Origin of the sequence: Caballeronia terrestris, from assembly GCF_001544515.1 — a bacterium.
Lineage (GTDB): Bacteria > Pseudomonadota > Gammaproteobacteria > Burkholderiales > Burkholderiaceae > Caballeronia > Caballeronia terrestris.
The window spans coordinates 1-20040 of the sequence record NZ_FCOL02000024.1; the positions used below are offsets into that span (position 1 = coordinate 1).

At 65.0% G+C, this 20040-nt stretch carries 19 protein-coding genes and 3 tRNA genes; 13 read left to right on the plus strand and 9 right to left on the minus strand.

Going from position 1 to position 20040, the window contains the following annotated elements:
- Position 1 precedes the first annotated feature (1 nt).
- The 4 genes from AWB67_RS19875 (at position 2) to AWB67_RS19890 (ending at position 1011) form a co-directional block, all read left to right on the plus strand.
- Positions 2–78: transfer RNA gene (locus tag AWB67_RS19875), tRNA-Asp, on the plus strand.
- A gap of 89 nt (positions 79–167) precedes the next feature.
- Positions 168–243 (plus strand) — tRNA-Glu (locus AWB67_RS19880).
- A gap of 45 nt (positions 244–288) precedes the next feature.
- Positions 289–365, plus strand: a tRNA-Asp gene (locus AWB67_RS19885).
- A 181-nt stretch (positions 366–546) separates the two neighbouring features.
- Positions 547–1011, plus strand: a complete 465-nt coding sequence (locus AWB67_RS19890) for a GNAT family N-acetyltransferase (RefSeq protein WP_087657948.1) — start codon at positions 547–549, stop codon at positions 1009–1011.
- Positions 1012–1017: 6 nt separating this feature from the next.
- On the opposite strand, the gene AWB67_RS19895 is transcribed toward AWB67_RS19890, so the two are convergent.
- Positions 1018–1866: an AraC family transcriptional regulator gene (locus AWB67_RS19895; protein ID WP_200822263.1), complete on the minus strand. Its 849-nt coding sequence runs from the start codon at positions 1864–1866 to the stop codon at positions 1018–1020.
- A gap of 112 nt (positions 1867–1978) precedes the next feature.
- Here AWB67_RS19895 and AWB67_RS19900 point away from each other — a divergent pair, with 112 nt between their 5' ends.
- Positions 1979–2398 carry a gamma-glutamylcyclotransferase family protein gene (locus AWB67_RS19900; RefSeq protein WP_087657949.1) on the plus strand — a complete coding sequence of 140 codons (420 nt, stop codon included), beginning with the start codon at positions 1979–1981 and terminating at the stop codon, positions 2396–2398.
- A 154-nt stretch (positions 2399–2552) separates the two neighbouring features.
- Here AWB67_RS19900 and aceB read toward each other — a convergent pair whose 3' ends face one another.
- Entirely contained in the window at positions 2553–4154 is a 1602-nt protein-coding gene (gene aceB / locus AWB67_RS19905) for a malate synthase A (RefSeq protein ID WP_087657950.1), read from the minus strand.
- Between the two features lie 302 nt (positions 4155–4456).
- Here aceB and AWB67_RS19910 point away from each other — a divergent pair, with 302 nt between their 5' ends.
- Complete coding sequence (locus AWB67_RS19910) at positions 4457–5359, plus strand: LysR family transcriptional regulator (RefSeq protein ID WP_087657951.1); 903 nt, start codon at positions 4457–4459, stop codon at positions 5357–5359.
- Positions 5360–5416: 57 nt separating this feature from the next.
- The gene (locus tag AWB67_RS19915) at positions 5417–5851 is read left to right on the plus strand and encodes a universal stress protein (RefSeq protein ID WP_087657952.1); all 435 of its coding nucleotides are present in this window, start codon (positions 5417–5419) and stop codon (positions 5849–5851) included.
- 106 nt (positions 5852–5957) lie between these two features.
- Here AWB67_RS19915 and aceA read toward each other — a convergent pair whose 3' ends face one another.
- The 3 genes from aceA to AWB67_RS19930 form a co-directional block, all read right to left on the minus strand.
- Positions 5958–7262: an isocitrate lyase gene (gene aceA, locus AWB67_RS19920; protein WP_087657953.1), complete on the minus strand. Its 1305-nt coding sequence runs from the start codon at positions 7260–7262 to the stop codon at positions 5958–5960.
- 403 nt (positions 7263–7665) lie between these two features.
- Positions 7666–9324 (minus strand): DEAD/DEAH box helicase, encoded by a 1659-nt coding sequence (locus tag AWB67_RS19925; RefSeq protein ID WP_087657954.1) that lies wholly within the window; start codon positions 9322–9324, stop codon positions 7666–7668.
- Between the two features lie 391 nt (positions 9325–9715).
- Positions 9716–9985, minus strand: a complete 270-nt coding sequence (locus tag AWB67_RS19930) for an acyl-CoA-binding protein (protein ID WP_087657955.1) — start codon at positions 9983–9985, stop codon at positions 9716–9718.
- Positions 9986–10143: 158 nt separating this feature from the next.
- Between AWB67_RS19930 and tsaB the strand changes: the two genes are divergently transcribed.
- The 4 genes from tsaB to AWB67_RS19950 are packed head-to-tail and all read left to right on the plus strand — an operon-like array spanning position 10144 to position 13529.
- A complete protein-coding gene (tsaB, locus tag AWB67_RS19935; protein ID WP_087657956.1) occupies positions 10144–10992 on the plus strand; it encodes a tRNA (adenosine(37)-N6)-threonylcarbamoyltransferase complex dimerization subunit type 1 TsaB in 849 nt (282 codons plus the stop codon).
- On the plus strand, positions 10989–11483 hold the full coding sequence (rimI, locus tag AWB67_RS19940) for a ribosomal protein S18-alanine N-acetyltransferase (protein ID WP_087657957.1): 495 nt from the start codon (positions 10989–10991) through the stop codon (positions 11481–11483). The genes tsaB and rimI overlap by 4 nt, the downstream gene beginning before the upstream one ends.
- Positions 11470–12582 (plus strand): uracil-DNA glycosylase, encoded by a 1113-nt coding sequence (locus tag AWB67_RS19945; RefSeq protein ID WP_087657958.1) that lies wholly within the window; start codon positions 11470–11472, stop codon positions 12580–12582. Before rimI ends, AWB67_RS19945 begins: the two co-directional genes overlap by 14 nt.
- Positions 12582–13529: a DUF1853 family protein gene (locus tag AWB67_RS19950; protein ID WP_087657959.1), complete on the plus strand. Its 948-nt coding sequence runs from the start codon at positions 12582–12584 to the stop codon at positions 13527–13529. The genes AWB67_RS19945 and AWB67_RS19950 overlap by 1 nt, the downstream gene beginning before the upstream one ends.
- Here AWB67_RS19950 and thiD read toward each other — a convergent pair.
- The 4 genes from thiD to lplT are packed head-to-tail and all read right to left on the minus strand — an operon-like array spanning position 13516 to position 17152.
- Positions 13516–14328, minus strand: a complete 813-nt coding sequence (thiD, locus tag AWB67_RS19955) for a bifunctional hydroxymethylpyrimidine kinase/phosphomethylpyrimidine kinase (protein WP_087657960.1) — start codon at positions 14326–14328, stop codon at positions 13516–13518. The genes AWB67_RS19950 and thiD overlap by 14 nt on opposite strands.
- Positions 14329–14332: 4 nt before the next feature.
- Positions 14333–14977 carry a thiamine phosphate synthase gene (gene thiE, locus AWB67_RS19960; protein WP_087658016.1) on the minus strand — a complete coding sequence of 215 codons (645 nt, stop codon included), beginning with the start codon at positions 14975–14977 and terminating at the stop codon, positions 14333–14335.
- Positions 14978–14982: 5 nt separating this feature from the next.
- Positions 14983–15798, minus strand: a complete 816-nt coding sequence (gene thiM / locus AWB67_RS19965) for a hydroxyethylthiazole kinase (protein WP_087657961.1) — start codon at positions 15796–15798, stop codon at positions 14983–14985.
- Between the two features lie 46 nt (positions 15799–15844).
- Positions 15845–17152, minus strand: coding sequence for a lysophospholipid transporter LplT (gene lplT, locus AWB67_RS19970; RefSeq protein WP_087657962.1), 1308 nt, complete (start codon positions 17150–17152; stop codon positions 15845–15847).
- Between the two features lie 253 nt (positions 17153–17405).
- On the opposite strand from lplT, the gene alr reads away from it, so the two are divergent.
- Both alr and radA read left to right on the plus strand, forming a co-directional pair.
- Positions 17406–18476, plus strand: coding sequence for an alanine racemase (gene alr / locus AWB67_RS19975; RefSeq protein ID WP_087657963.1), 1071 nt, complete (start codon positions 17406–17408; stop codon positions 18474–18476).
- 61 nt (positions 18477–18537) lie between these two features.
- Positions 18538–19926, plus strand: coding sequence for a DNA repair protein RadA (gene radA, locus AWB67_RS19980; protein ID WP_087657964.1), 1389 nt, complete (start codon positions 18538–18540; stop codon positions 19924–19926).
- Positions 19927–20040 lie beyond the last annotated feature (114 nt).

Consider the following 20040-nt stretch of genomic DNA (forward strand, 5'->3'; position numbering starts at 1 on the left):
TGGAGCGGTAGTTCAGTTGGTTAGAATACCGGCCTGTCACGCCGGGGGTCGCGGGTTCGAGTCCCGTCCGCTCCGCCAACAAGCCTCGTGTGGGTCACGTCGAGTGAGTCAAGGAATCCGGCTGATGAGCCGGTTTTTTTTCGCCACGGGCCACAAAAGATTTTCCTGTCCCCTTCGTCTAGAGGCCTAGGACATCACCCTTTCACGGTGAGTACAGGGGTTCGAATCCCCTAGGGGACGCCAGAAACATCGGCGGTTGCCATCGGCGCCGCAATCGATGAAAGCGCTGGAGCGGTAGTTCAGTTGGTTAGAATACCGGCCTGTCACGCCGGGGGTCGCGGGTTCGAGTCCCGTCCGCTCCGCCAGCCAGTTTCGAGAAAAAATCCAGCTCACGCGCTGGATTTTTTTTCGCCCATCGATTCCATCGTTTCCGTTCGCATTACGCCGGGGGTTTGCGGAAACCGGTTTTCGTAAAACTCTCCATTGCCAGCCCGCGCGCTCTGACTTAGTGTTTAGGCACTGACTTCCGTGCCATTGGCCCGCGCGATGCTCGATCCGACAGAAGATCTCTCGCTATATCAATTGCGCCAGGCGACGATGGACGATTTTCCCTTCGCCGAAACGCTCACGCATCAGAATATGGATGGCTATTACCGTCGGCATAATCTCGTCTGGCGGGGCGATCTTTTTCTCTGCAGCTGGCGCGAATCGGAGAATTTCGTGCTCGAAGCAGACGGTGCGCCGATCGGCGTCATGCGTGTGACCGAGGAAAACGATTCGCTCCACATCCGCGACGTGCAGATCGCCGAAGGTTGGCGCGGCCACGGCGCGGGGACGTTCCTGCTCAACACCGCTCATCGATGGGCGCGCGCCCGTGGCCTCGCCGAATGCCAGTTACGCGTGTTCGTCGATAATCCGGCGGCGCGGCTTTATATCCGGATGGGGTATCGGCCGGCGGGATCGCGGCTCGCGCAGCTCGGCGCCATTCGGCATATGGCGCGGCGAGTCTGATTATGTCTACGCCGCACCTTCGCGGTTCGATTCCAGAGTGTCACCCCGGCCGTCGCGCACGAAGAACGCGCGCGGACTCTCGCCGAACGCGCGCCTGAACATCGCTGAAAACGCGCTCTGGCTCTGGTAGCCGAGATCGCGCGCGACCTGCGCGAGCGGCCGACCCGCGCTCAAAAGCGGAATCGCGCGCGCGAGCACCGCCTGCTGGCGCCATTGCGAGAAGCTCACGCCCAGTTCACGCCTAAAGAGCCGCGCAATCGTGCGTGTGCTCGCACCGGCTTCCGCCGCCCAGTGTTCCAGCGAGTCGGCGTGCGCCGGGTCCGCGAGCACCGCATCGCAAAGCGCGCGCAGGCGCTTGTCGTCGGGCATCGGTACGGAAAGGGGCAACGGCTGTGAGCGTGTAATTTCGTCGAGGGCGAGCGTGCCGAGCAGCCGCTCTCGATGACGCGAGACGCCACGATCATCCAGCGCGGCAATCACTTCGCGCAGCAAAGGCGATACCTCCACCACACGACACGCGTCGAGTCCCGGCGGCACGACGCTCTCGTCCAGATAAAGCGTGCGCAGATAAGCGTCCTCGACGATCACCACCTCGTGCGTCACGTTCGGCGGCACCCAGATCGCGCGCGAGGGCGGCACCATCCACGTCGAATCGAGGGTGGCGACGCGCAGCACGCCGCGCGCCGAATACGCCAGTTGCGCCCACGCGTGCGTGTGCAGCGCGATCCGCACGCCGGCCGCCACCGGGCGCGCCCGCACGCAGATCGGATGCGCGTGCGTCGGGGAATGCTCGACGGGGATGTCGAGATCTTCGACGGTTTCGTGCAGCACGCGCAGATCGGCGGACGGTCTCATTCGGTGACAGGTGGGGCGTCTCAAAACCCGATGGTAATTTGAATCGGCGTAACGCGCCGTGCGAGCGCGGCATAATGCGCGATTAGGCAATTTTCGAATGGAGTTTTAGCCGATGCAACACGTTTTCATCTACGGCACGCTGCGCGCGGGCGAGATCAACGACATCAATCGCGCGGCCGAGCGGCATGGCATCGTGCGGCCCGAGCGCCTCGGCGTCGCGCATGTGACGGGGCGGTTGTTCGACTTCGGGCGCTATCCGGGCCTCGTGCTCGATCCGGAAGGCGCGCCGATTCGCGGCGACGTCTACCGTATCGACGACGCGCTCGTTCCCGTGCTCGACGAAATCGAGGAGGTGTATCCGGGCGTCGAAGGGCTGTTCCGGCCGCATCGCGTGCACGTGACGGTGGACGTGGAGGGCGCGGAACACGGCGTCGATTGCCTGATGTATCCGGTGGCCGCGCATTCGGTCGATGGCCTGCCGCACATCGAGGGCGGCGACTGGGTCGAGCATCGGGTGAGTCGAGGAAAATAAGAAAGCCGCGCCATCATCCCGAACGGCTTGCTCCTGAGCCAGGCCAGCCCTCAGTTTCCTTCGTAAAGCGCCAGCGTCAGGAACTCGGTGAACTTTTCAAGCAAAAAGCCGCTCCCGGAAAGCGGAACGGCTTGCTCCTGAGCCAGGCCAGCGCTCAGATTTCTTCGTAAAGCGGCAGGGTCAGGAATTCGGTGAAATTCTCCGACGTCGACATCTCTTCGAAGATCTTCACCGCGCGTTCATAGGGCTTCGTATCGCCGCCGACGGCAAGCTTCACCTTCTCCAGCTCGTCGATCGTGAAGCCGCGCACCATTTCGGCCGTGACCTTGCGGCCGTCCTCCAGCTTGCCCTTCGGCGAGCGAATCCACTGCCAGACCTGCGAGCGCGAGATTTCCGCGGTCGCAGCGTCTTCCATCAGGTTGTGGATCGGTACCGCGCCATTGCCCGAGAGCCACGCCCCCAGATAATGGATGCCGACGTTGATGTTATTGCGCACGCCCGCCTCGGTGATCGGCTCGTCGGGGCGGAAATCGAGCAGGTCGGTCGCCGTGACCTGCACGTCGGGGCGCTGCCTGGCGATCTGGTTCGGCTTGTCGCCAAGCACTTTCACGAACTCTTCCATCGCGATCGGCACGAGGCCCGGGTGCGCGACCCAGCCGCCGTCGTAGCCGTCGCCGGCATCGCGGGCCTTGTCCGAGCGCACGCCGCCCATTGCCTTCTCGTTCGCCGCCGGGTCGTTCTTGATCGGGATCAACGCGCTCATGCCGCCGATCGCCGGCGCGTTGCGCTTGTGGCACGTCTTCAGCAGTTCGAGCGCGTAGGCGCGCATGAACGGCACGGTCATCGTGATTTTCGCGCGGTCGGCGAGGCAGAAATTCGGGTCGGCCTTGAACTTCTTGATCGCCGAAAAGATGTAGTCCCAGCGGCCGGCGTTCAGGCCCGAACTGTGTTCGCGCAACTCGTAGAGGATCTCGTCCATTTCGAATGCGGCGAGGATCGTCTCGACGAGCACCGTCGCGCGAATCGAGCCGCGCGGCACACCGACAATCTCCTGCGCCGCCACGAAAATCTCGTTCCACAGACGCGCTTCGAGGTGGCTTTCGAGCTTCGGCAGATAGAAGTACGGGCCGGCGCCGCGCGCAAGCTGCTCCTTCGCGTTGTGGAACAGGAAAAGCGCGAAGTCGAAGATGCCGCCGGAGACGCGCTGGCCGTCGACGCTGACGTGCTTTTCATCGAGATGCCAGCCGCGCGGACGCACGATCAGCGTGGCGGTCGTGTCGTTCAGCTTGTACGACTTGCCGTTTTGCTCCAGCGAAATCGTGCCGCGCACCGCTTCCTTCAGATTCAGGTGGCCGGTCAACTGGTTGTCCCAGTTCGGCGTGTTCGAATCCTCGAAGTCGGTCATGTAGGCATCGGCGCCGGAATTGAGCGCGTTGATGATCATCTTGCGCTCGACCGGCCCGGTGATTTCCACGCGACGGCGTTCCAGCGACTTCGGCAATGGCGCGATCTTCCAGTCGCCTTCGCGGATCGACTTCGTTTCCGGCAGGAAATCGGGACGCTCGCCGGCGTCGAGCCGCTTCGTGCGCTCGACGCGCGCCGCGAGCAGTTCCTGGCGGCGCGGCTCGAACCGGCGATGCAGCGTCGCGACGAGTTCGAGGGCGTCGCGCGTCAGGATGGTCTCGTAACCGGGCTTGATGTCGGCCGTGATTGCCACGCCTTCGGGCAGGTTCAGCGGATTCGGCGATTGAGGCATGGTTGTTCTCCTTGGTCGGTCAGACGGTTTTCTGGCAGGCAATGGGTTGAGGGAAATCACGCGCCGGGGCGGCGGCGCATGCTGATTGGGCGTAGCGAATGGGCGGAGGGGCGGGGCCGAAAGGCGCTGCGCGGGGAAGTCATTGCGGGTGTCGTTTTGGCCGACATAGCCGTGCACTCCTATAGAGGTCTGACCAATTTTATTCGTGATCAGGATGCATAAAAAGACGCTCCGGATCACTTGATCTTTTACTTTTTCGTACTTAATCTGAGCGCGTGGTCTTCGATACAGGAATTTCGCGCATGGATCGCTTCAAGCAGATCGAAACGTTCGCCGCCGTCGCGGCGAAGGGCAGCCTCTCCGCTGCGGCGCAGGCGGAGGGCGTGGCGCCGGCGGTGATCGGCCGGCGGCTCGACGCGCTCGAGGAGCGGCTCGGCGTCAAGCTGCTCGTGCGCACGACGCGCAAGATTACGCTGACGTTCGAAGGCTCCGCGTTTCTGGAGGACTGCCAGCGCGTCATCAACGACATGCAGAACGCCGAGGCGAGCGTCTCGGCAGGCGGCGTGAAGGCGAGCGGACATTTGCGCGTGTCGGCGCCGGCGGGTTTCGGGCGGCGCCACGTCGCGGCGCTCGTGCCGGAATTCACGACGCAGCACCCCGACGTTTCGATTTCGCTCGATCTCACCGACCGCATGATCGATCTCGTCAACGAAGGTTTCGACTGCGCGGTACGGCTCGGCGAGCTGCCGGATTCGTCGCTGGTATCGATCAAGCTCGGTGAGAACCGGCGCGTGTGCGTCGGCTCGCCGGCGTATCTGGGCAAGCGCGGCAAGCCTGCCGACCTCGCCGCGCTCGCCGGGCACAACTGCCTTGCGCTCGGCGCATCGGCGAACCAGCAGCGCGGCTGGATGTTCCAGCACGACGGGAAGGTCACGACGATCAAGGTCTCGGGCACGATGGAATGCTCCGACGGCGCCGTCCTGCACGAATGGTGTCTCGCGGGCTATGGCCTCGCGTGGCGTTCGTGGTGGGAAGTCGGCGAGGACATCGCGGCGGGGCGTCTCAGGAGCGTGCTCGACGATTTCGCCGCGCCGCCGATCGGCATCCACGCGGTCTTTCCGCAGCGCCGCCATCTGCCGCTGCGCGTGCGGCTGTTTCTGGACATGTTGAAGCATACGTACAGCGCTCCGGGTTATTGGGGCTGAGTCGGCACTTCGTGTTACTACAATGAAAGAGCGCAACGACGTTCCAAGGAGGACGCCATGTTTAAGCACATCCTGGTTCCGACCGACGGCTCCGAGCTGTCGCAAAAAGCAATCGATGGCGCGATCGACCTGGCGCAATCTGTCGGCGCGCGGATTACGGCGTACGCGTGCTTGCCGCAGTACCCCTACTCGCCGTTCGCGGACGTCGCCGTCGAGCCTCCCGACGATTTCCACGACCGCGCCGAGCGCGAGGCGCGCGAGCATCTGCGCGCGGTGGAGGTGGCCGCGCGCGAGGCGGGCGTCACGTGCGACAGCGTGACGAGCATCGATTCGGCGCCGTATATCGGCATCATCGAGGCGGCGGAGTCGCACGGCTGCGACGTGATCCTGATGGCGTCGCACGGAAGGCGCGGGCTCGGCAGCCTCCTGATCGGCAGCGAGACGCAGCGCGTGCTGACGCATACCAAAATTCCGGTGATCGTCTATCGATAGCCTCAAAAAAAACGCGCGACCGAAGCCGCGCGTTTTCGTTATTGGTGGCGAATTGTGCCCGCCACCTTGTTCACTACGCTCCCTGATTACGCCTTTCGACTTCTGATCACGCCACTTTCTTGTCGAAGAACTGCTCGTCTTCGGTCGAGCCGTGCAGGGCGGTCGTCGATGCGTCGCGCTCGACCGTCTGCGTGACCGCGTCGAAGTAGCCCGTGCCGACCTCGCGCTGGTGCTTGACGGCGGTGAAGCCCTTCTCGGCGGCAGCGAACTCGGCCTGCTGCATTTCGACGAACGCGGTCATCTGATTGCGCGCATAGCCGTGCGCGAGGTTGAACATCGAGTAGTTCAGCGCGTGGAAGCCCGCGAGCGTGATGAACTGGAACTTGTAGCCCATCGCGCCGAGTTCGCGCTGGAACTTGGCGATCGTTGCGTCGTCGAGGTTCTTCTTCCAGTTGAACGACGGCGAACAGTTGTACGACAGCATCTGATCCGGGAATTCCTTGTGGATCGCGTCGGCGAAGCGCTTGGCGAACTCGAGGTCCGGCTTGCCGGTTTCGCACCAGATCATGTCGGCGTACGGCGCGTAGGCGAGACCGCGCGAGATCGCCTGCTCGAGGCCCGGGCGCGTGCGGTAGAAGCCTTCGATCGTGCGCTCGCCGGTGAGGAACGGCTTGTCGTTGTCGTCGATGTCGGAGGTCACGAGATCGGCGGCTTCCGCGTCGGTGCGGGCGAGCAGGATCGTCGGCGTGCCGCAGACGTCGGCGGCGAGGCGCGCGGCCGTCAGCTTCGCGATGTTCTCGCGCGTCGGCACGAGCACTTTGCCGCCCATGTGGCCGCATTTCTTCACCGAGGCCAACTGGTCTTCGAAGTGCACGCCGGCGGCGCCCGCTTCGATCATCGACTTCATCAATTCGAACGCGTTCAGCACGCCGCCGAAGCCGGCTTCCGCGTCCGCGACGATCGGCGCGAAGTAGTCGAGATAGCCTTCATCGCCCGGATTCTTGCCTTCGGACCACTGGATCTGGTCGGCGCGCGTGAGCGTGTTGTTGATGCGCTTCACGACGAGCGGCACCGAATTCGCCGGATACAGCGACTGGTCAGGATACATTTCACCTGCGACGTTGGCATCGCCCGCCACTTGCCAGCCGGAGAGATAGATCGCCTTCAGGCCTGCTTTAACCTGCTGCATCGCCTGGTTGCCGGTCAGCGCCCCGAGCGAGTTCACGAACGGCTCGTTATTGACGCTTTCCCACAGTTTTTCGGCGCCGCGCTTGGCGAGCGTGTGTTCGACCTGCACCGAGCCGCGCAGACGCACGACGTCTTCCGCCGTGTAGGTGCGCTTGATGCCCTTCCAGCGCGGATCGGTTTCCCATTGTTGTTGGAGTTCCTGCGCTTGTTGTTGACGTGTCATTGCGTTTCTCCTTGAGGTCCTGATCAACTAATAGGTGGTGAATCTGTCCTGAGAGCGACTTGGGCTAGACGCAGCGTTTCGGCGTTTCGTTTGCTCAACTCTTATATAAGAGTCTAGGCTTGTCGGGACTTTGGATATACCCTTGTCGAAGGCTTTTATGGATAAATATTATTCAACTAATTCAATTGGTTACAGACAATTTTTCGTAATGAGAAACGTCGTTTTCCATCTCGATATAGCGTTCATTGTGCCGCGCAGCACATTCTTTTGCGACGCAAAAAGCCTTTCCGTATCGTGAAATACGGGGAGCGGACGAAAAAAAACCGATGCACGAGGCATCGGTTTTTCTGGAGTGCTTGCCAGGTGAGGGCGATTCAGCCGCCCTCCGGCATTGCTTGTCGCTTTAGCTGCCACGGCGCGGTGCGCGCGGGCCGTCGTTGCGGCGCGTGCTGTAACCGTCGCGCGAACCGCCGCCGAAGCCGCTGCCGCCGTCACGCGAACCGCCGCGATAGCCGCCGCCGTCGCTGTTGCCGCCACGGTAGCCGCCGTCGCGCGCGCCTGCGCTTGCCGGCTTGTTGCCCCAGCCGCCCGGCTTGCCCGAACCGCCGGTGCCCGTGCCGCCGCCGCTGCCGTAACGACGGCCACCCGACGAACCGCCGCCCGGACGGCCACGTCCGCCGCCGAAGCCGCCACGGCCACCGCTAGGCGCCGACTTGCGCGGCTCGAAGCCGGCAATGACGTTCACCGCGAGCGGCGCACGCACGAAGCGCTCGATGCGCTTGAGCGCACCTTGCTCGGCGTGATGCACGAGGCTCACCGCCGTGCCGGTACGGCCCGCGCGGCCCGTACGGCCGATACGGTGCACGTAGTCTTCGGCGAACTTCGGCAGATCGTAGTTGAACACGTGCGTGATGCCGGGGATGTCGATGCCGCGAGCCGCGACGTCGGTGGCCACCAGCACGCGCACGCGGCGCTCGCGCAGCGCGCGGATCGTGCGGTTGCGCGCGCCCTGCGGCAGGTCGCCGTGCAGCGCGGCCGATTCGAAGCCGGCGTCGGCGAGACGGATCGCGAGCTGGTCGGCGTCGTTCTTGGTCGCCGTGAAGACGATGGCCTGATCGAGGTCGGCGTCCCGCAACAGGTGGTCGAGCAGACGATCCTTGTGATCGCGGTCATCGACGTAATGCACGGTTTGCGCGATGTTGTTCTGCGCTTCGAGCTTCTGGACGATCTCGATGCGTTCCGGGTTCTTCAAGAGACGGCCGGTCAGCGAGCCGATCTTGCCGTCGATGGTGGCCGAGAACAGCAGCGTCTGGCGCGAAGCGGGCGTCGCGGCGACGATCGTCTCGATGTCGTCGATGAAGCCCATGTCGAGCATGCGGTCGGCTTCGTCGAGGACGAGCATCGTCAGGTTCGACAAATCGATACGGCCGCGTTCCAGGTGATCGAGCAGGCGGCCCGGCGTTGCGACGAGGATTTCGGGGTTCTTCGCGAGCAGCATCAACTGCTGGCCGTACGCGACGCCGCCGAGAATGCTGACGGTGCGCAGGCGGCGAAGATGCTTGCCGTAGTTGGTCGCGGCGGCCGTGACCTGCATCGCGAGTTCGCGCGTCGGCGTGAGTACGAGCAGGCTCGGGCGTGCGACGGGTTGCTGGCGGCGCGCCGGGCGGCCGTTCGGGTCACGCGGTTCGCGCGGCTGCGAGGCTTGCAGCTTTTCGAGTTGCGAGAAACGCTCGATGGCGGGCAGCATGAACGCCGCGGTCTTGCCCGAACCGGTCGGGCTGGAAACGAGAAGGTCGCGTCCGGCGAGCGCTGCGGGAATCGCGCGCTGCTGCACGGGCGTCGGGACCTGATAGCCAGCGGCCGTCAGGGCGGTAACGATGTCGGCGGACAGGCCGAGCGATTCGAAGCTCGGGCCTTCAGGAACGGCCAGCGCTGCCTGAACGGGCGGAGTGGCTTGAATCGGTGCTTGAATGGGGGGCGATGCCGGCGCGACTGTTGCGTCCGTGCCGAGTGCTTGTGCTGCGATGGTGTCCAACGGGCTCTGGGTATTGCTCGAAGTCATGTCGATCCTTGAAACGGGAAATGAGGCGTCGGCGCCAATCGGCATACCCAAGTCGTCGGATTCAGCGAGCGAAGAAACAGCGAGCAAATCGAAAAACGGGGGCAACTCGCGACAGTGAAGGCGAGCTTTGTTGTTAGAAGCTGTATCGGATACGGCAGGCCGGGAGGGCGCTGTCGTCAGCCTGGTGCATGACGGGCCGAATGAGGCCTAGCAAGGAGGGGACAGTTTCTAAACTGGATTGGAGCAAAACGCTACGAAACGCCGCGCTGCGTTAAAAACTTAGTTCACAGTGAAGCGCGTAGACGCAAGTATATCGAAATTTGTTGCAGTGCGCCAGATAATAAGACGGCACCAGTGCGGAAAACCCTGCGCCGGGCCGTCAGCATGCGGTTCAGGCGGACGCGCCGCTTTTTAGAGATTCGACGAGGTCAACGTATTGCTGCTTCGCCTCGTCCTGCGGCGTGCCCTTGAGCGCGGACCACGCTTCGTATTTGTACTTGCCGGCGATGTCGGCGAAACCGGGCTTGTCGCCCTGCACGTCGCCGGTATTCGCCTGCTTGAAGAGCGCGTAGAGACGCAGGAGCGTCAGGTTGCCGGGCCGCTCGGGCAACTGCTTGACGTCGGCCTGGGCCTGGGCGAATTGCGCGTCGATGTCGCTCATCCGGGTTCTCCTCGTTGCTATTTTGGGACGGACGATCATAGCAAGCATGCGCGGCGTGGCTGTCGAGGCTTTCTTCCAGACGAAAGCGCGTTTTTTTGCGATCGGCGACGCATAAGGCGCGCGGCTCGACCGTTACGTCCCGCATTACAATGGCGCCTATGACACGCACCGTTTTGCTCGCCCTCGATACATCGACCGAATTCTGCTCGGTCGCGCTGCTTCTCGCCGATACCGATAATTCATCAAGCGCCGTGGCCGTGAGCGCCGTCACGGTGCCGAACGCCGTCACGGCTCCAAACGCCGCCGCGCCGCAGTACGTCACCGGGTCGAGCCGCGTGTGGTTTCGCCACGAAGCGACGGGCGCGGTATCGAGCACGCGGCTTTTGCCCGCGATCCGCGAACTCTTCGATGACGCCGGCCTCGCGCTCGCCGATTGCACGGCGATCGCGTTCGGCGCCGGTCCGGGCTCGTTCACCGGGCTGCGGACGGCGACGGGCGTCGCGCAGGGGCTCGCTTTCGGACTCGGCGTGCCGGTCGTGCCGGTCGGCACCTTGCTTGCGTGCGCGGAATTCGCGCGTCTGCGGGAGCCGTCGGTGACGCGCGTGCTCACCGCGCTCGACGCCCGCATGGACGAGGTCTACTGGGCCGACTTCGAATTCGATCCCGCCGCCGGCGACTGGCGCACGATCCGCCCCGCATCGCTCGATGCGCCGGACGCGCTCGTCCTGCCCGACGTGCCTTTCACGCTCGCCGGCAACGGCGCGGCGGCGTTCGGCGAGCGGCTGCCTGCGGTGGCAGCGGCCGCGCGTGTCGATCACGAGGCGTTGCCGCATGCGCTGCCCGTCGCGCTGGCGGGCTTGCGTGCGCTGCGTGCCGGTCGCACGGTGCCGCCCGAACTCGCCGCGCCGGAGTATGTGCGCGACAAGGTTGCCCAGACCACCGCCGAACGGCTCGAAGCGCGCGCCGCGAAGGACGCGCGGGGCAAGGAAGAGGAGCCGGTACGGTGAGCGGGGTGCTGCTCGCGGATCGCTATCTGTCGTCGATGACGGAGGGCGATCTCGACGAAGTCGCCGCCATCGAAAAGCTCGCCTACGAGTTTCCGTGGAGCCGCGGCAATTTTCAGGATTCGCTCAGGAACGGCTATTTCGGCGTGTGCATGCGGCATGTGACCGGAACGCTGGTCGGCTATTGCGTGCTGATGCCGGTCGTCGACGAGATGCATCTGCTCAATCTGTGCGTCGCGCCTGCCGCGCAGCATGCCGGCGCGGGGCTCGCGCTGCTGCGCGAGGCGGTGCGGATCACGCGGGCCGAGAAGCTCGACGGTGTATTGCTCGAAGTACGGCCGTCGAATCCGCGCGCGATCCAGCTCTACGAGCGCTTCGGGTTTTCGGCGATCGGGCGTCGCAAGAATTATTACCCCGCGCGGCATCGGTCGCGCGAGGACGCAATCGTCATGCGTCTGTCGTTTTCGAAGGAGGGCGCGCATGGCGCTGCATGAATCGATGCTGGAAGAGTTCGGGCTCGGGCCGGTTTGGGTTAGACGGCGGAGTGGGGCGGGGTCGGCTGGGACACTTGCTGATGATGCGGTTGGGCAGCCTGCAGCGCGGACGGATGAAGCGGGCTTAGCGTCCGCGTTGCCGCCACGGAACGCTGATGGTTCGCGGGCGCCTGCACCGCCGTTGCGAACCGTCGAAACGCTACAAACAGCCCCGCCTTTGACGCAACAAGTCGAAACGCCACGGGCAGTTCAGCCTCCGACGCAGGATGTCGAGCCGGTGGACGCGTCAGCGTCATTCGCGCAAAACATCGAAGCGCCGCGAACTCCTACGTCGCCGCCCCGAACCGCCGACGCGACGCGAACGCCTGCATCATCCCCGCGAACCGCCGAACCGCCGCAACCCCCCGCCGACTACTTCGACGCCCCGCCTTTCGACGATCTACCGTGGCTCGATGACGACCCCGTCGCGCCTTCAACGCCCGCCGCGATAGAACCGCCCGCCGACACCCACACCCTCGACTGGCCCACCCTCGCCGACCGCGTCGCGAACTGCCAGCTTTGCCGCCTCTGCGAGCGCCGTACGAACACGGTTTTCGGCGTCGGCGACCGCGAGGCCGACTGGATGCTGATCGGCGAGGCGCCGGGAGAAAACGAGGACAAGCTCGGCGAGCCGTTCGTCGGCCAGGCGGGCAAGCTGCTCGACAGCATGCTGCGCGCCGTCACGCTCGCGCGCGATTCGAACGTCTACATCGCGAACGTGATCAAGTGCCGCCCGCCGGGCAACCGCAACCCGGAACCCGACGAAGTCGCGCGCTGCGAGCCGTATCTGCAGCGCCAGGTCGCGCTCGTGAAACCGAAGGTGATCGTCGCGCTCGGCCGCTTCGCCGCGCAGAGTCTGCTCAAGACCGAGGCGAGCATCGCGTCGCTGCGCGGTCGCGTGCACCAGTACGAAGGCGTGCCGGTGATCGTGACCTATCATCCGGCGTACTTGCTGCGCAGCCTCCCCGACAAGGCAAAGACCTGGGCCGACCTCTGTCTCGCGAAGAAAACCTACCGCGAAGCCCTCGATGCGCTGGGAGTCGCGCAGGGCGGCAACTAATGGATACGGAGCGGCTCGTCGATGCCTACGGCGACGTCACCGTCCGCGATCTCGCGTGGCTGCTCTTCGCGCCCGACCTGCTGCGGGCGAGCCCCGCGGGCGCCCCGCTCGCGCATCCTTTCGAAACACCGTCCGAACGTGACGCCACGCTCGACTGGCTCGCCGCCCTCGATCGCGATCCGGCTCCGCTGCACGAGCGCGCGCGCAATCCGAAACTCACGCGGCTCGGCTTCTACGCCGAAAGTCTCCTCGAATATTTCCTGACGCACGGCCCGGCCGCGAGCCTCGTCGCGGCGAATGTGCCGTTGCGGCGCCAGCGTGTGACGATCGGCGAATTCGATTTCCTGCTGCAAACCGCGCGCGGCGCTCGCCTGCACTGGGAACTGGCGGTGAAGTTCTATCTGCACATCGGCGACGGTTCCGCCGCGACGGCGCGTCTTTCCGACTACGTCGGCCCCAATCTGCAGGACCGCTTCGACCTGAAGCACGAGCGTCTGCTCACGCATCAACTCGCGCTGACGTCGCGCGCGGAATTCGCGTCGCTCGGATTCGAGGGGCCGTGGGAGCCGCAGTTGTACATCAAGGGGCGGCTTTTCTATCACGGTGAGAGCGTGACGCCGGCGCCCGAACTAGGCGACGCGCATCTGCGCGGCTGGTGGCGCACGGTGTCGGAGTGGGGTGCGCTGCATGCGGAATCGGACGATGCCTGGGTTGTCCAGCCGCGTCTTGCGTGGCTCGCGTCGCGGCGGCTCGCGGCGTCGGATGGCGACGCCTTGCTGGCGGACGCCACTACGATCCGCGAAAGCCTCTCCAACACCGTGTCGCCGACGATGGTCGCCGCTTACGGGCGCAATGAAAAAGGCGAGTTCGTCGAACGTTCGCGCGGCTTCATCGTCCCGGACGACTGGCCGGAACGCGCGCGCGAATTCGCCCTCACCACCATCTGAAAAAGTGATGTACCGGCCCGACGCCGTGACCGACGTCGAGCCTTGCGCTCTGTTCGATCGCGCCCGTCAGGTAGCGCTTGGCTTCGGTGGTGGCGTCGGCGAGGCCGTCGGTTTGCGGGATCAGCGCCGCGATCGCCGACGAAAGCGTGCAGCCCGTGCCGTGCGTGTTCTTCAGCGGCACGCGCGCGCCGCCGAGCCTGAGCGCGCCGCCGCTTTCCACGAGCCAGTCGGGGCTGTCGGCGGAGGCGAGGTGGCCGCCTTTCATCAGCACCGCCCGCGCGCCGAGCGCCAGGAGCGCTTCGCCCTGGCGGACCATCTCGTCTTCGTCGGCGGCGCTCGTCGTGTCCAGCAGCGCCGCCGCCTCCGGCAGATTCGGCGTGACGAGTGTCGCGAGCGGCAGCAGTTCGTCGCGAAGCGCGGCGACCGCTTCCGGCGCGAGCAGCGCGTGATTGCTCTTCGAAATCATCACGGTATCGAGCACGACGTGCTGCGGATGATGGCGCCTCAGCGCATCGGCGACGGCGCGCACGATATCTGCGTTCGCGAGCATGCCGATCTTTACGGCATCGATGCGGATGTCGTCGAACACGGCGTCGAGCTGGGCGACGACGAACGCGGCGTCGGGCGTGTGGATCGCCGTCACGCCGCGCGTGTTCTGCGCCGTCAGCGCCGTGATGACGCTCGCGCCGTACGCGCCGAGCGCCGAGAACGCCTTCAGGTCGGCCTGGATGCCCGCGCCGCCGCCGGAATCGGAGCCGGCGATCGTGAGGACGTTGGGAATCGGTCTGGTATCTGGCATGGGTTCAGGGCTTCAATGTGATCGTCTCGCGCAACCGGGCGGCGGCATCGCGCGGATCGGCGGCGCGGCAGATCGCCGAAACGACCGCCACGCCCGCCGGACGCGCGCGCATCACGTCGGCGGCGTTGTGCAACTGGATTCCGCCGATCGCGACCGTCGGATAGCGCGACTGTGCGCACAGCGCGGCGAGGCCGTCGATGCCGCAGGGCGCGGAGGCGTCGGTCTTGGTGGGCGTTGCGAAGACGGGGCCGGCGCCGAGGTAATCGACGAGGTCGCCTAAAGCGTTCGCCTCGTCCACTTCGGCTGCGCACGACACCGACAGGCCGATCAGCGCATCCGGCCCCATCAGGCGGCGCGCAACGTCCGCGGGCAAATCGCGCTGGCCGACGTGCACACCGTCGGCGCCGCACGCGAGCGCGATATCGACGTGATCGTCGATGACGAGCGGCACGCCCGCCGCGCGCGTGATCGGCAGCAAATCGCGAGCGAGCGCGAGCCACGCGCGCTTGTGCCACTCGGGCGCGCGGAGTTGCACGACGGTCGCGCCGCCTTCGATCGCCGCACGGGCCACGTCGAGCGATGCCGCATGGCCGCCGCACTGCACAGGGTCGAGCACGAGATAAAGGGAAAGATCGAAGGCGGGGCGCATGCCGATCACGCCGCCGTGACGTCGCGCGCAACGAGCGTCGCGGCGAAGCTTACAGCGTCAAGCGAGGCCAGCCGGTCGAGATAGGCCACGGCGAAGCTGCCGGGCAGCGCGGCGTCGCGCGCGGCGAGTTCGCCCGCGATCGTCGAATAGGCGACGGCGGCGACCGTCGCGAGCCAGTATTCATCAGGCCCGGCCGACGCGCCCACGAACGCCGCGACCGTCGCTGAGAGCGCGCAGCCGACGCCCGTCACGCGCGTCATCAGCGGCGAGCCGTTCGAGAGCGCGACCGTGCGCCGGCCATCGGTGATGTAGTCAGTGGCACCCGTCACGGCGACGACCGCCTGCGTTTTCAGGGCGAGGATCTGCGCGGCGTCGAGTGCGGCATCGGTGGCGGCAGTGCTGTCGACGCCGCGTCCGCTCGCCATGCCACCCGACAGGCTGATGATTTCCGAGGCATTCCCGCGAATCACCGCCGGCTTCGAATCGAGCAGATCGAGCGCGAATTCCGTGCGGAACGCAAGCGGGCCGACCGCGACCGGATCGAGCACCCAGGGCTTTCCGGCGGCGTTGGCGGCATCGACGGCGACGCGGATCGCCTTCGACTGCGGCACGTCGAGCGTGCCGAGATTCACCGAAAGCGCGTTGGCGATTCCCGCGAACTCGCCGGCTTCCTCGCGCGCGACGACCATCGCGGGCGCGGCGCCGATCGCGAGCAGCACGTTCGCCGTGAAGTTGGTGACGACGAGGTTCGTCAGGCAATGGACGAGCGGTGCGTTCTCACGCACGCGCGTCGCGAACGAATGGAGATCGGCGGCGTGCATGGTCGTTAAAAAAGGAAAACGGCGTTCGCAGCGGTCGCTGCAAAAATCAGTGACGCGCCTCGCCGATCAGCGCGACCGAATCGAATGCGCGCTGATTCGCCTGGTGCCGGCGCATCACGAAATACATCATCAGGCAGACGAATGAGCCGAACAGCACGATCACGAACTGGATCGGCACGTCGAGCCAGACGAGCACGGCGTACAGGCACAGCATCACGAGCACGGAGAGATTCTCGTTGAAATTCTGCACGGCGATCGAGTGGCCGGCCGAGAGCAAAACGTGTCCGCGATGCTGCAGGAGCGCGTTCATCGGCACGACAAAGAACCCCGACAATCCGCCGACGATCATCAGGAACACATACGCGACGAGCAGATAGGCGGGCACGTGCATCGCGCCGATCGAGACGCCCCAAGTCGCGGGAAAGAGGTCGCGCGTGTAGAACGCCATCAGCATGACGGCGAGGCCCATCATGATGCCGACCGGCAGCACCGAGAGCGAGCGCTTGAGCGGCACGCGCGCGGCCGCGAGAATCGCGCCGACCGCGACGCCGACCGCGATCACCGCCTGCAGGATCGCCGCCTGCGAGAGCGACATCCCGAGCGCGACTTCGGCCCATTTCAGCACGATGAACTGCAGCGTCGCGCCCGCGCCCCAGAAGAGCGTGGTGACCGCGAGCGAAATCTGGCCGAGCTTGTCGTGCCAGAGCGTGACGAAGCAGTCGGCGAAATCGGTGATCAGCTTGACGGGGCGCGTCTCCTGCTTCGGATAGCGGGCGCCGGTGTCGGGGATGCGCAGATTGAAGATCGCGGCGACCGCGTACATCACGACGATCACGAGCATCGCGGCTTCGGCCGGCGTGTGGATGCGCGGAATGTTCAGGCTGAGAATGTGCCCGGCGATATGCGGACTGATGAGGGCGCCGCCCATGACGGTGCCGAGAATGATCGAGCCGACCGTCGTGCCTTCGATCCACCCGTTCGCTGCGACGAGCCGGTCGGGCGGCAGCAGCTCGGTGAGAATGCCGTACTTCGCGGGAGAATACGCGGCGGCCCCGAATCCGACGATGCCGTACGCCAGCAGCGGATGGGCGCCGACCAGCATCGTGAGACAACCGACCACCTTGATGGTGTTGGTGATGAACATCACGTTGCCTTTCGGCCGGGAGTCGGCGAAGGCGCCGACGAAAGCAGCGAGGACGACATACGACAGCACAAAAAACAGCTTGAGCAGCGGTGTCATCCAGTTCGGGGCGTGAAGATCTTTCAGCAGTGCAATAGCAGCGATCAGAAGCGCATTGTCGGCCAGCGAGGAGAAAAACTGCGCGGCCATGATGGTGTAAAAACCTTTTTTCATCTGATCCGAAGCTTTCCTCACTGCGGGTGATCCGCCCCGTCCGCCTGAGGCGCGGTCGGGCTTATTCCGTTCGAAATGGGTTGTGTGCACGGCTTTATAACACGAAAATAGGCGCATTCTGACTAGCAGTAATCTCGATTCGGTGTTGCAAAACACACGACCGTGCTGCTGGTTCTTCATAAGATACTGATTCGCAAGGCGTCTTGAACTGCTCGCTCGCCTCGCGCTCCAACTGCGTTTAATCCGAACTCTCATGCCGCGCCCCCTGTCAGCCACGATCCACACCGCCGCACTCGCCAACAATCTCGCCGTCGCGCGCAAGCACGCTCCGAAGTCCAAGATCTGGGCCGTCGTCAAGGCCAATGCCTACGGCCACGGACTGGCCCGGGCGTTCCCCGGACTGCGCGCCACCGACGGCTTCGGACTTCTGGACCTAGAAGAAGCCGCGAAGTTGCGGGAACTCGGCTGGGCCGGCCCGATCCTCCTGCTGGAAGGCTTTTTCCGGCCGACCGACATCGACGTGATCGACCGTTACAGTCTGACGACCGCCGTCCATTGCGACGAGCAGTTGCGCATGCTCGAAATGGCGCGGCTCTCGAAACCGGTCAACATTCAACTGAAGATGAATAGCGGCATGAACCGCCTCGGCTACACGCCGGAGCGCTATCGCGCCGCGTGGGAACGGGCGCGCGCATGCCAGGGCGTCGGGCAGATCACGCTCATGACCCATTTTTCCGATGCCGACAGCGATCGCGGCATTGCGTATCAACTCGAATCGTTCGAACGCGGCGCGGAAGGCATTGCCGGCGCGCGCAGCCTCGCGAATTCCGCGGCGACGCTCTGGCATCCGGCGGCGCACTTCGACTGGGTGCGGCCGGGAATCATTCTGTATGGCGCGTCGCCGTCGGGCGTGACGGCCGACATCGCCGGCATCGGCCTGCGTCCCGCGATGACGCTCGCCTCCGAACTGATCGCCGTCCAGTCGGTCGACAAGGGGCACACGATCGGCTACGGCTCGACCTACACGGCGGGCAAGCAGATGAAGATCGGCGTGGTCGCGTGCGGCTATGCGGACGGCTATTCGCGCATCGCTCCGGAAGGCACGCCGGTGATCGTCGACGGGATTCGCACGAAGCTCGTCGGACGCGTGTCGATGGACATGCTGACCGTCGACCTGACCCCGTGCCCGACGGCGGGCGTCGGCTCGCGCGTGGAATTGTGGGGCGCAAAACTCCCGATCGACGACGTCGCGCAAGCCTGCGGCACGATCGGCTACGAGCTGATGTGCGCGGTCGCGCAGCGCGTTCCGGTGCGGGCGGAATAAGCGTCTGCGTCACGTCTGACAAAATAGTCGTTTTTAATAGCAGTCGAATTCAGGATCACGCGTGGCAAAAGTAGCGAAGGCGAAGACGCTGTACATCTGTAGCGAATGCGGCGGTCAGGCGCCGAAGTGGCAAGGGCAATGCCCCGCGTGCGGCGCGTGGAACACGCTGGTGGAATCGGTGGCGGAAACGCCCTCGGCGCACCGCTTCCAGTCGCTCGCAAAGACCTCGACGGTGCGTCGGCTCGCCGACATCGAAGCGACCGACGTGCCGCGCTTCACCACCGGCATCGGCGAATTCGACCGCGTTTTGGGCGGCGGCCTGGTGGCGGGCGGTGTGGTGCTGATTGGCGGCGATCCGGGCATCGGCAAATCGACGCTGCTGCTGCAGTCGCTTGCCGAAATCGCGCGCGAGCGGCCCGCGCTCTATATCAGCGGCGAGGAATCCGGCGCGCAGATCGCGTTGCGCGCCCAGCGGCTCGGCCTCTTGAACGGCTCGGAATCGGCCGCGCCCGATTTGCGGCTCCTCGCCGAAATCCAGCTCGAAAAAATCCAGGCGACGATCGATGCCGAACGGCCCGAAGTCGCCGTCATCGATTCGATTCAGACCGTTTATTCCGAGGCACTCACGTCCGCGCCCGGCTCGGTCGCGCAGGTGCGCGAGTGCGCGGCGCAGCTCACGCGCATCGCCAAGCAGACGGGCACGACGATCATCATGGTCGGCCACGTGACGAAGGAGGGCAATCTCGCGGGGCCGCGCGTGCTGGAACACATCGTGGATACGGTGCTGTACTTCGAGGGCGACACGCACTCGTCGTTCCGTCTCGTGCGCGCGTTCAAGAACCGCTTCGGCGCGGTCAACGAGCTCGGCGTCTTCGCGATGACCGAGCGCGGCCTGCGCGGCGTGGCGAATCCGTCGGCGCTGTTTTTGTCGCAGCATGAGCAGAGCGTGCCGGGATCGTGCGTGCTCGTGACGCAGGAAGGCTCGCGGCCGCTGCTCGTTGAAGTGCAGGCGCTCGTCGATACGGCGCACGTGCCGAATCCGCGCCGGCTCGCGGTCGGGCTGGAGCAGAACCGGCTCGCGCTGTTGCTCGCGGTGCTGCATCGGCATGCGGGCATCGCATGCTTCGATCAGGACGTGTTTTTGAACGCGGTCGGCGGGGTGAAGATTACCGAGCCTGCCGCCGATCTCGCCGTGCTGCTGGCCATTCAATCGTCGATGCGCAACAAGCCACTGCCGAAGGGTCTGATCGTGTTCGGCGAAGTGGGGCTCGCGGGCGAAATCCGGCCGTCGCCGCGGGGACAGGACCGGCTGAAGGAAGCCGCGAAGCTCGGGTTTTCGATCGCGCTGATTCCGAAGGCGAACGCGCCGAAGCAGCCGATCGACGGGCTGGAGGTGATCGCGGTGGACCGCATCGAGGAAGCGATCGACCGGGTGCGCTCGCTCGATTAAGTAGCGTTCGGTCCCTCGTAATGCCGCGTAAAAGAGTTGGCGGCGCATGTAACCCAATCGACGCGTAGTTTTCTTATCCTTTCACGGCTGCAATTTCGAAAGCCTGCAAGAGTA

Bases quoted from the DNA above. Each gene is read 5' to 3' on its own strand.
- AWB67_RS19925 (WP_087657954.1), bottom strand. From the start codon at position 9,324: ATGACTTCGAGCAATACCCAGAGCCCGTTGGACACCATCGCAGCACAA.
- AWB67_RS19910 (WP_087657951.1), top strand. From the start codon at position 4,457: ATGGATCGCTTCAAGCAGATCGAAACGTTCGCCGCCGTCGCGGCGAAG.
- thiE (WP_087658016.1), bottom strand. From the start codon at position 14,977: ATGCGCCCCGCCTTCGATCTTTCCCTTTATCTCGTGCTCGACCCTGTG.
- AWB67_RS19890 (WP_087657948.1), top strand. From the start codon at position 547: ATGCTCGATCCGACAGAAGATCTCTCGCTATATCAATTGCGCCAGGCG.
- thiD (WP_087657960.1), bottom strand. From the start codon at position 14,328: ATGCCAGATACCAGACCGATTCCCAACGTCCTCACGATCGCCGGCTCC.
- AWB67_RS19915 (WP_087657952.1), top strand. From the start codon at position 5,417: ATGTTTAAGCACATCCTGGTTCCGACCGACGGCTCCGAGCTGTCGCAA.
- AWB67_RS19930 (WP_087657955.1), bottom strand. From the start codon at position 9,985: ATGAGCGACATCGACGCGCAATTCGCCCAGGCCCAGGCCGACGTCAAG.
- aceB (WP_087657950.1), bottom strand. From the start codon at position 4,154: ATGCCTCAATCGCCGAATCCGCTGAACCTGCCCGAAGGCGTGGCAATC.
- AWB67_RS19900 (WP_087657949.1), top strand. From the start codon at position 1,979: ATGCAACACGTTTTCATCTACGGCACGCTGCGCGCGGGCGAGATCAAC.
- tsaB (WP_087657956.1), top strand. From the start codon at position 10,144: ATGACACGCACCGTTTTGCTCGCCCTCGATACATCGACCGAATTCTGC.
- thiM (WP_087657961.1), bottom strand. From the start codon at position 15,798: ATGCACGCCGCCGATCTCCATTCGTTCGCGACGCGCGTGCGTGAGAAC.
- AWB67_RS19895 (WP_200822263.1), bottom strand. From the start codon at position 1,866: ATGAGACCGTCCGCCGATCTGCGCGTGCTGCACGAAACCGTCGAAGAT.
- aceA (WP_087657953.1), bottom strand. From the start codon at position 7,262: ATGACACGTCAACAACAAGCGCAGGAACTCCAACAACAATGGGAAACC.
- AWB67_RS19950 (WP_087657959.1), top strand. From the start codon at position 12,582: ATGGATACGGAGCGGCTCGTCGATGCCTACGGCGACGTCACCGTCCGC.
- lplT (WP_087657962.1), bottom strand. From the start codon at position 17,152: ATGAAAAAAGGTTTTTACACCATCATGGCCGCGCAGTTTTTCTCCTCG.
- AWB67_RS19945 (WP_087657958.1), top strand. From the start codon at position 11,470: ATGGCGCTGCATGAATCGATGCTGGAAGAGTTCGGGCTCGGGCCGGTT.
- alr (WP_087657963.1), top strand. From the start codon at position 17,406: ATGCCGCGCCCCCTGTCAGCCACGATCCACACCGCCGCACTCGCCAAC.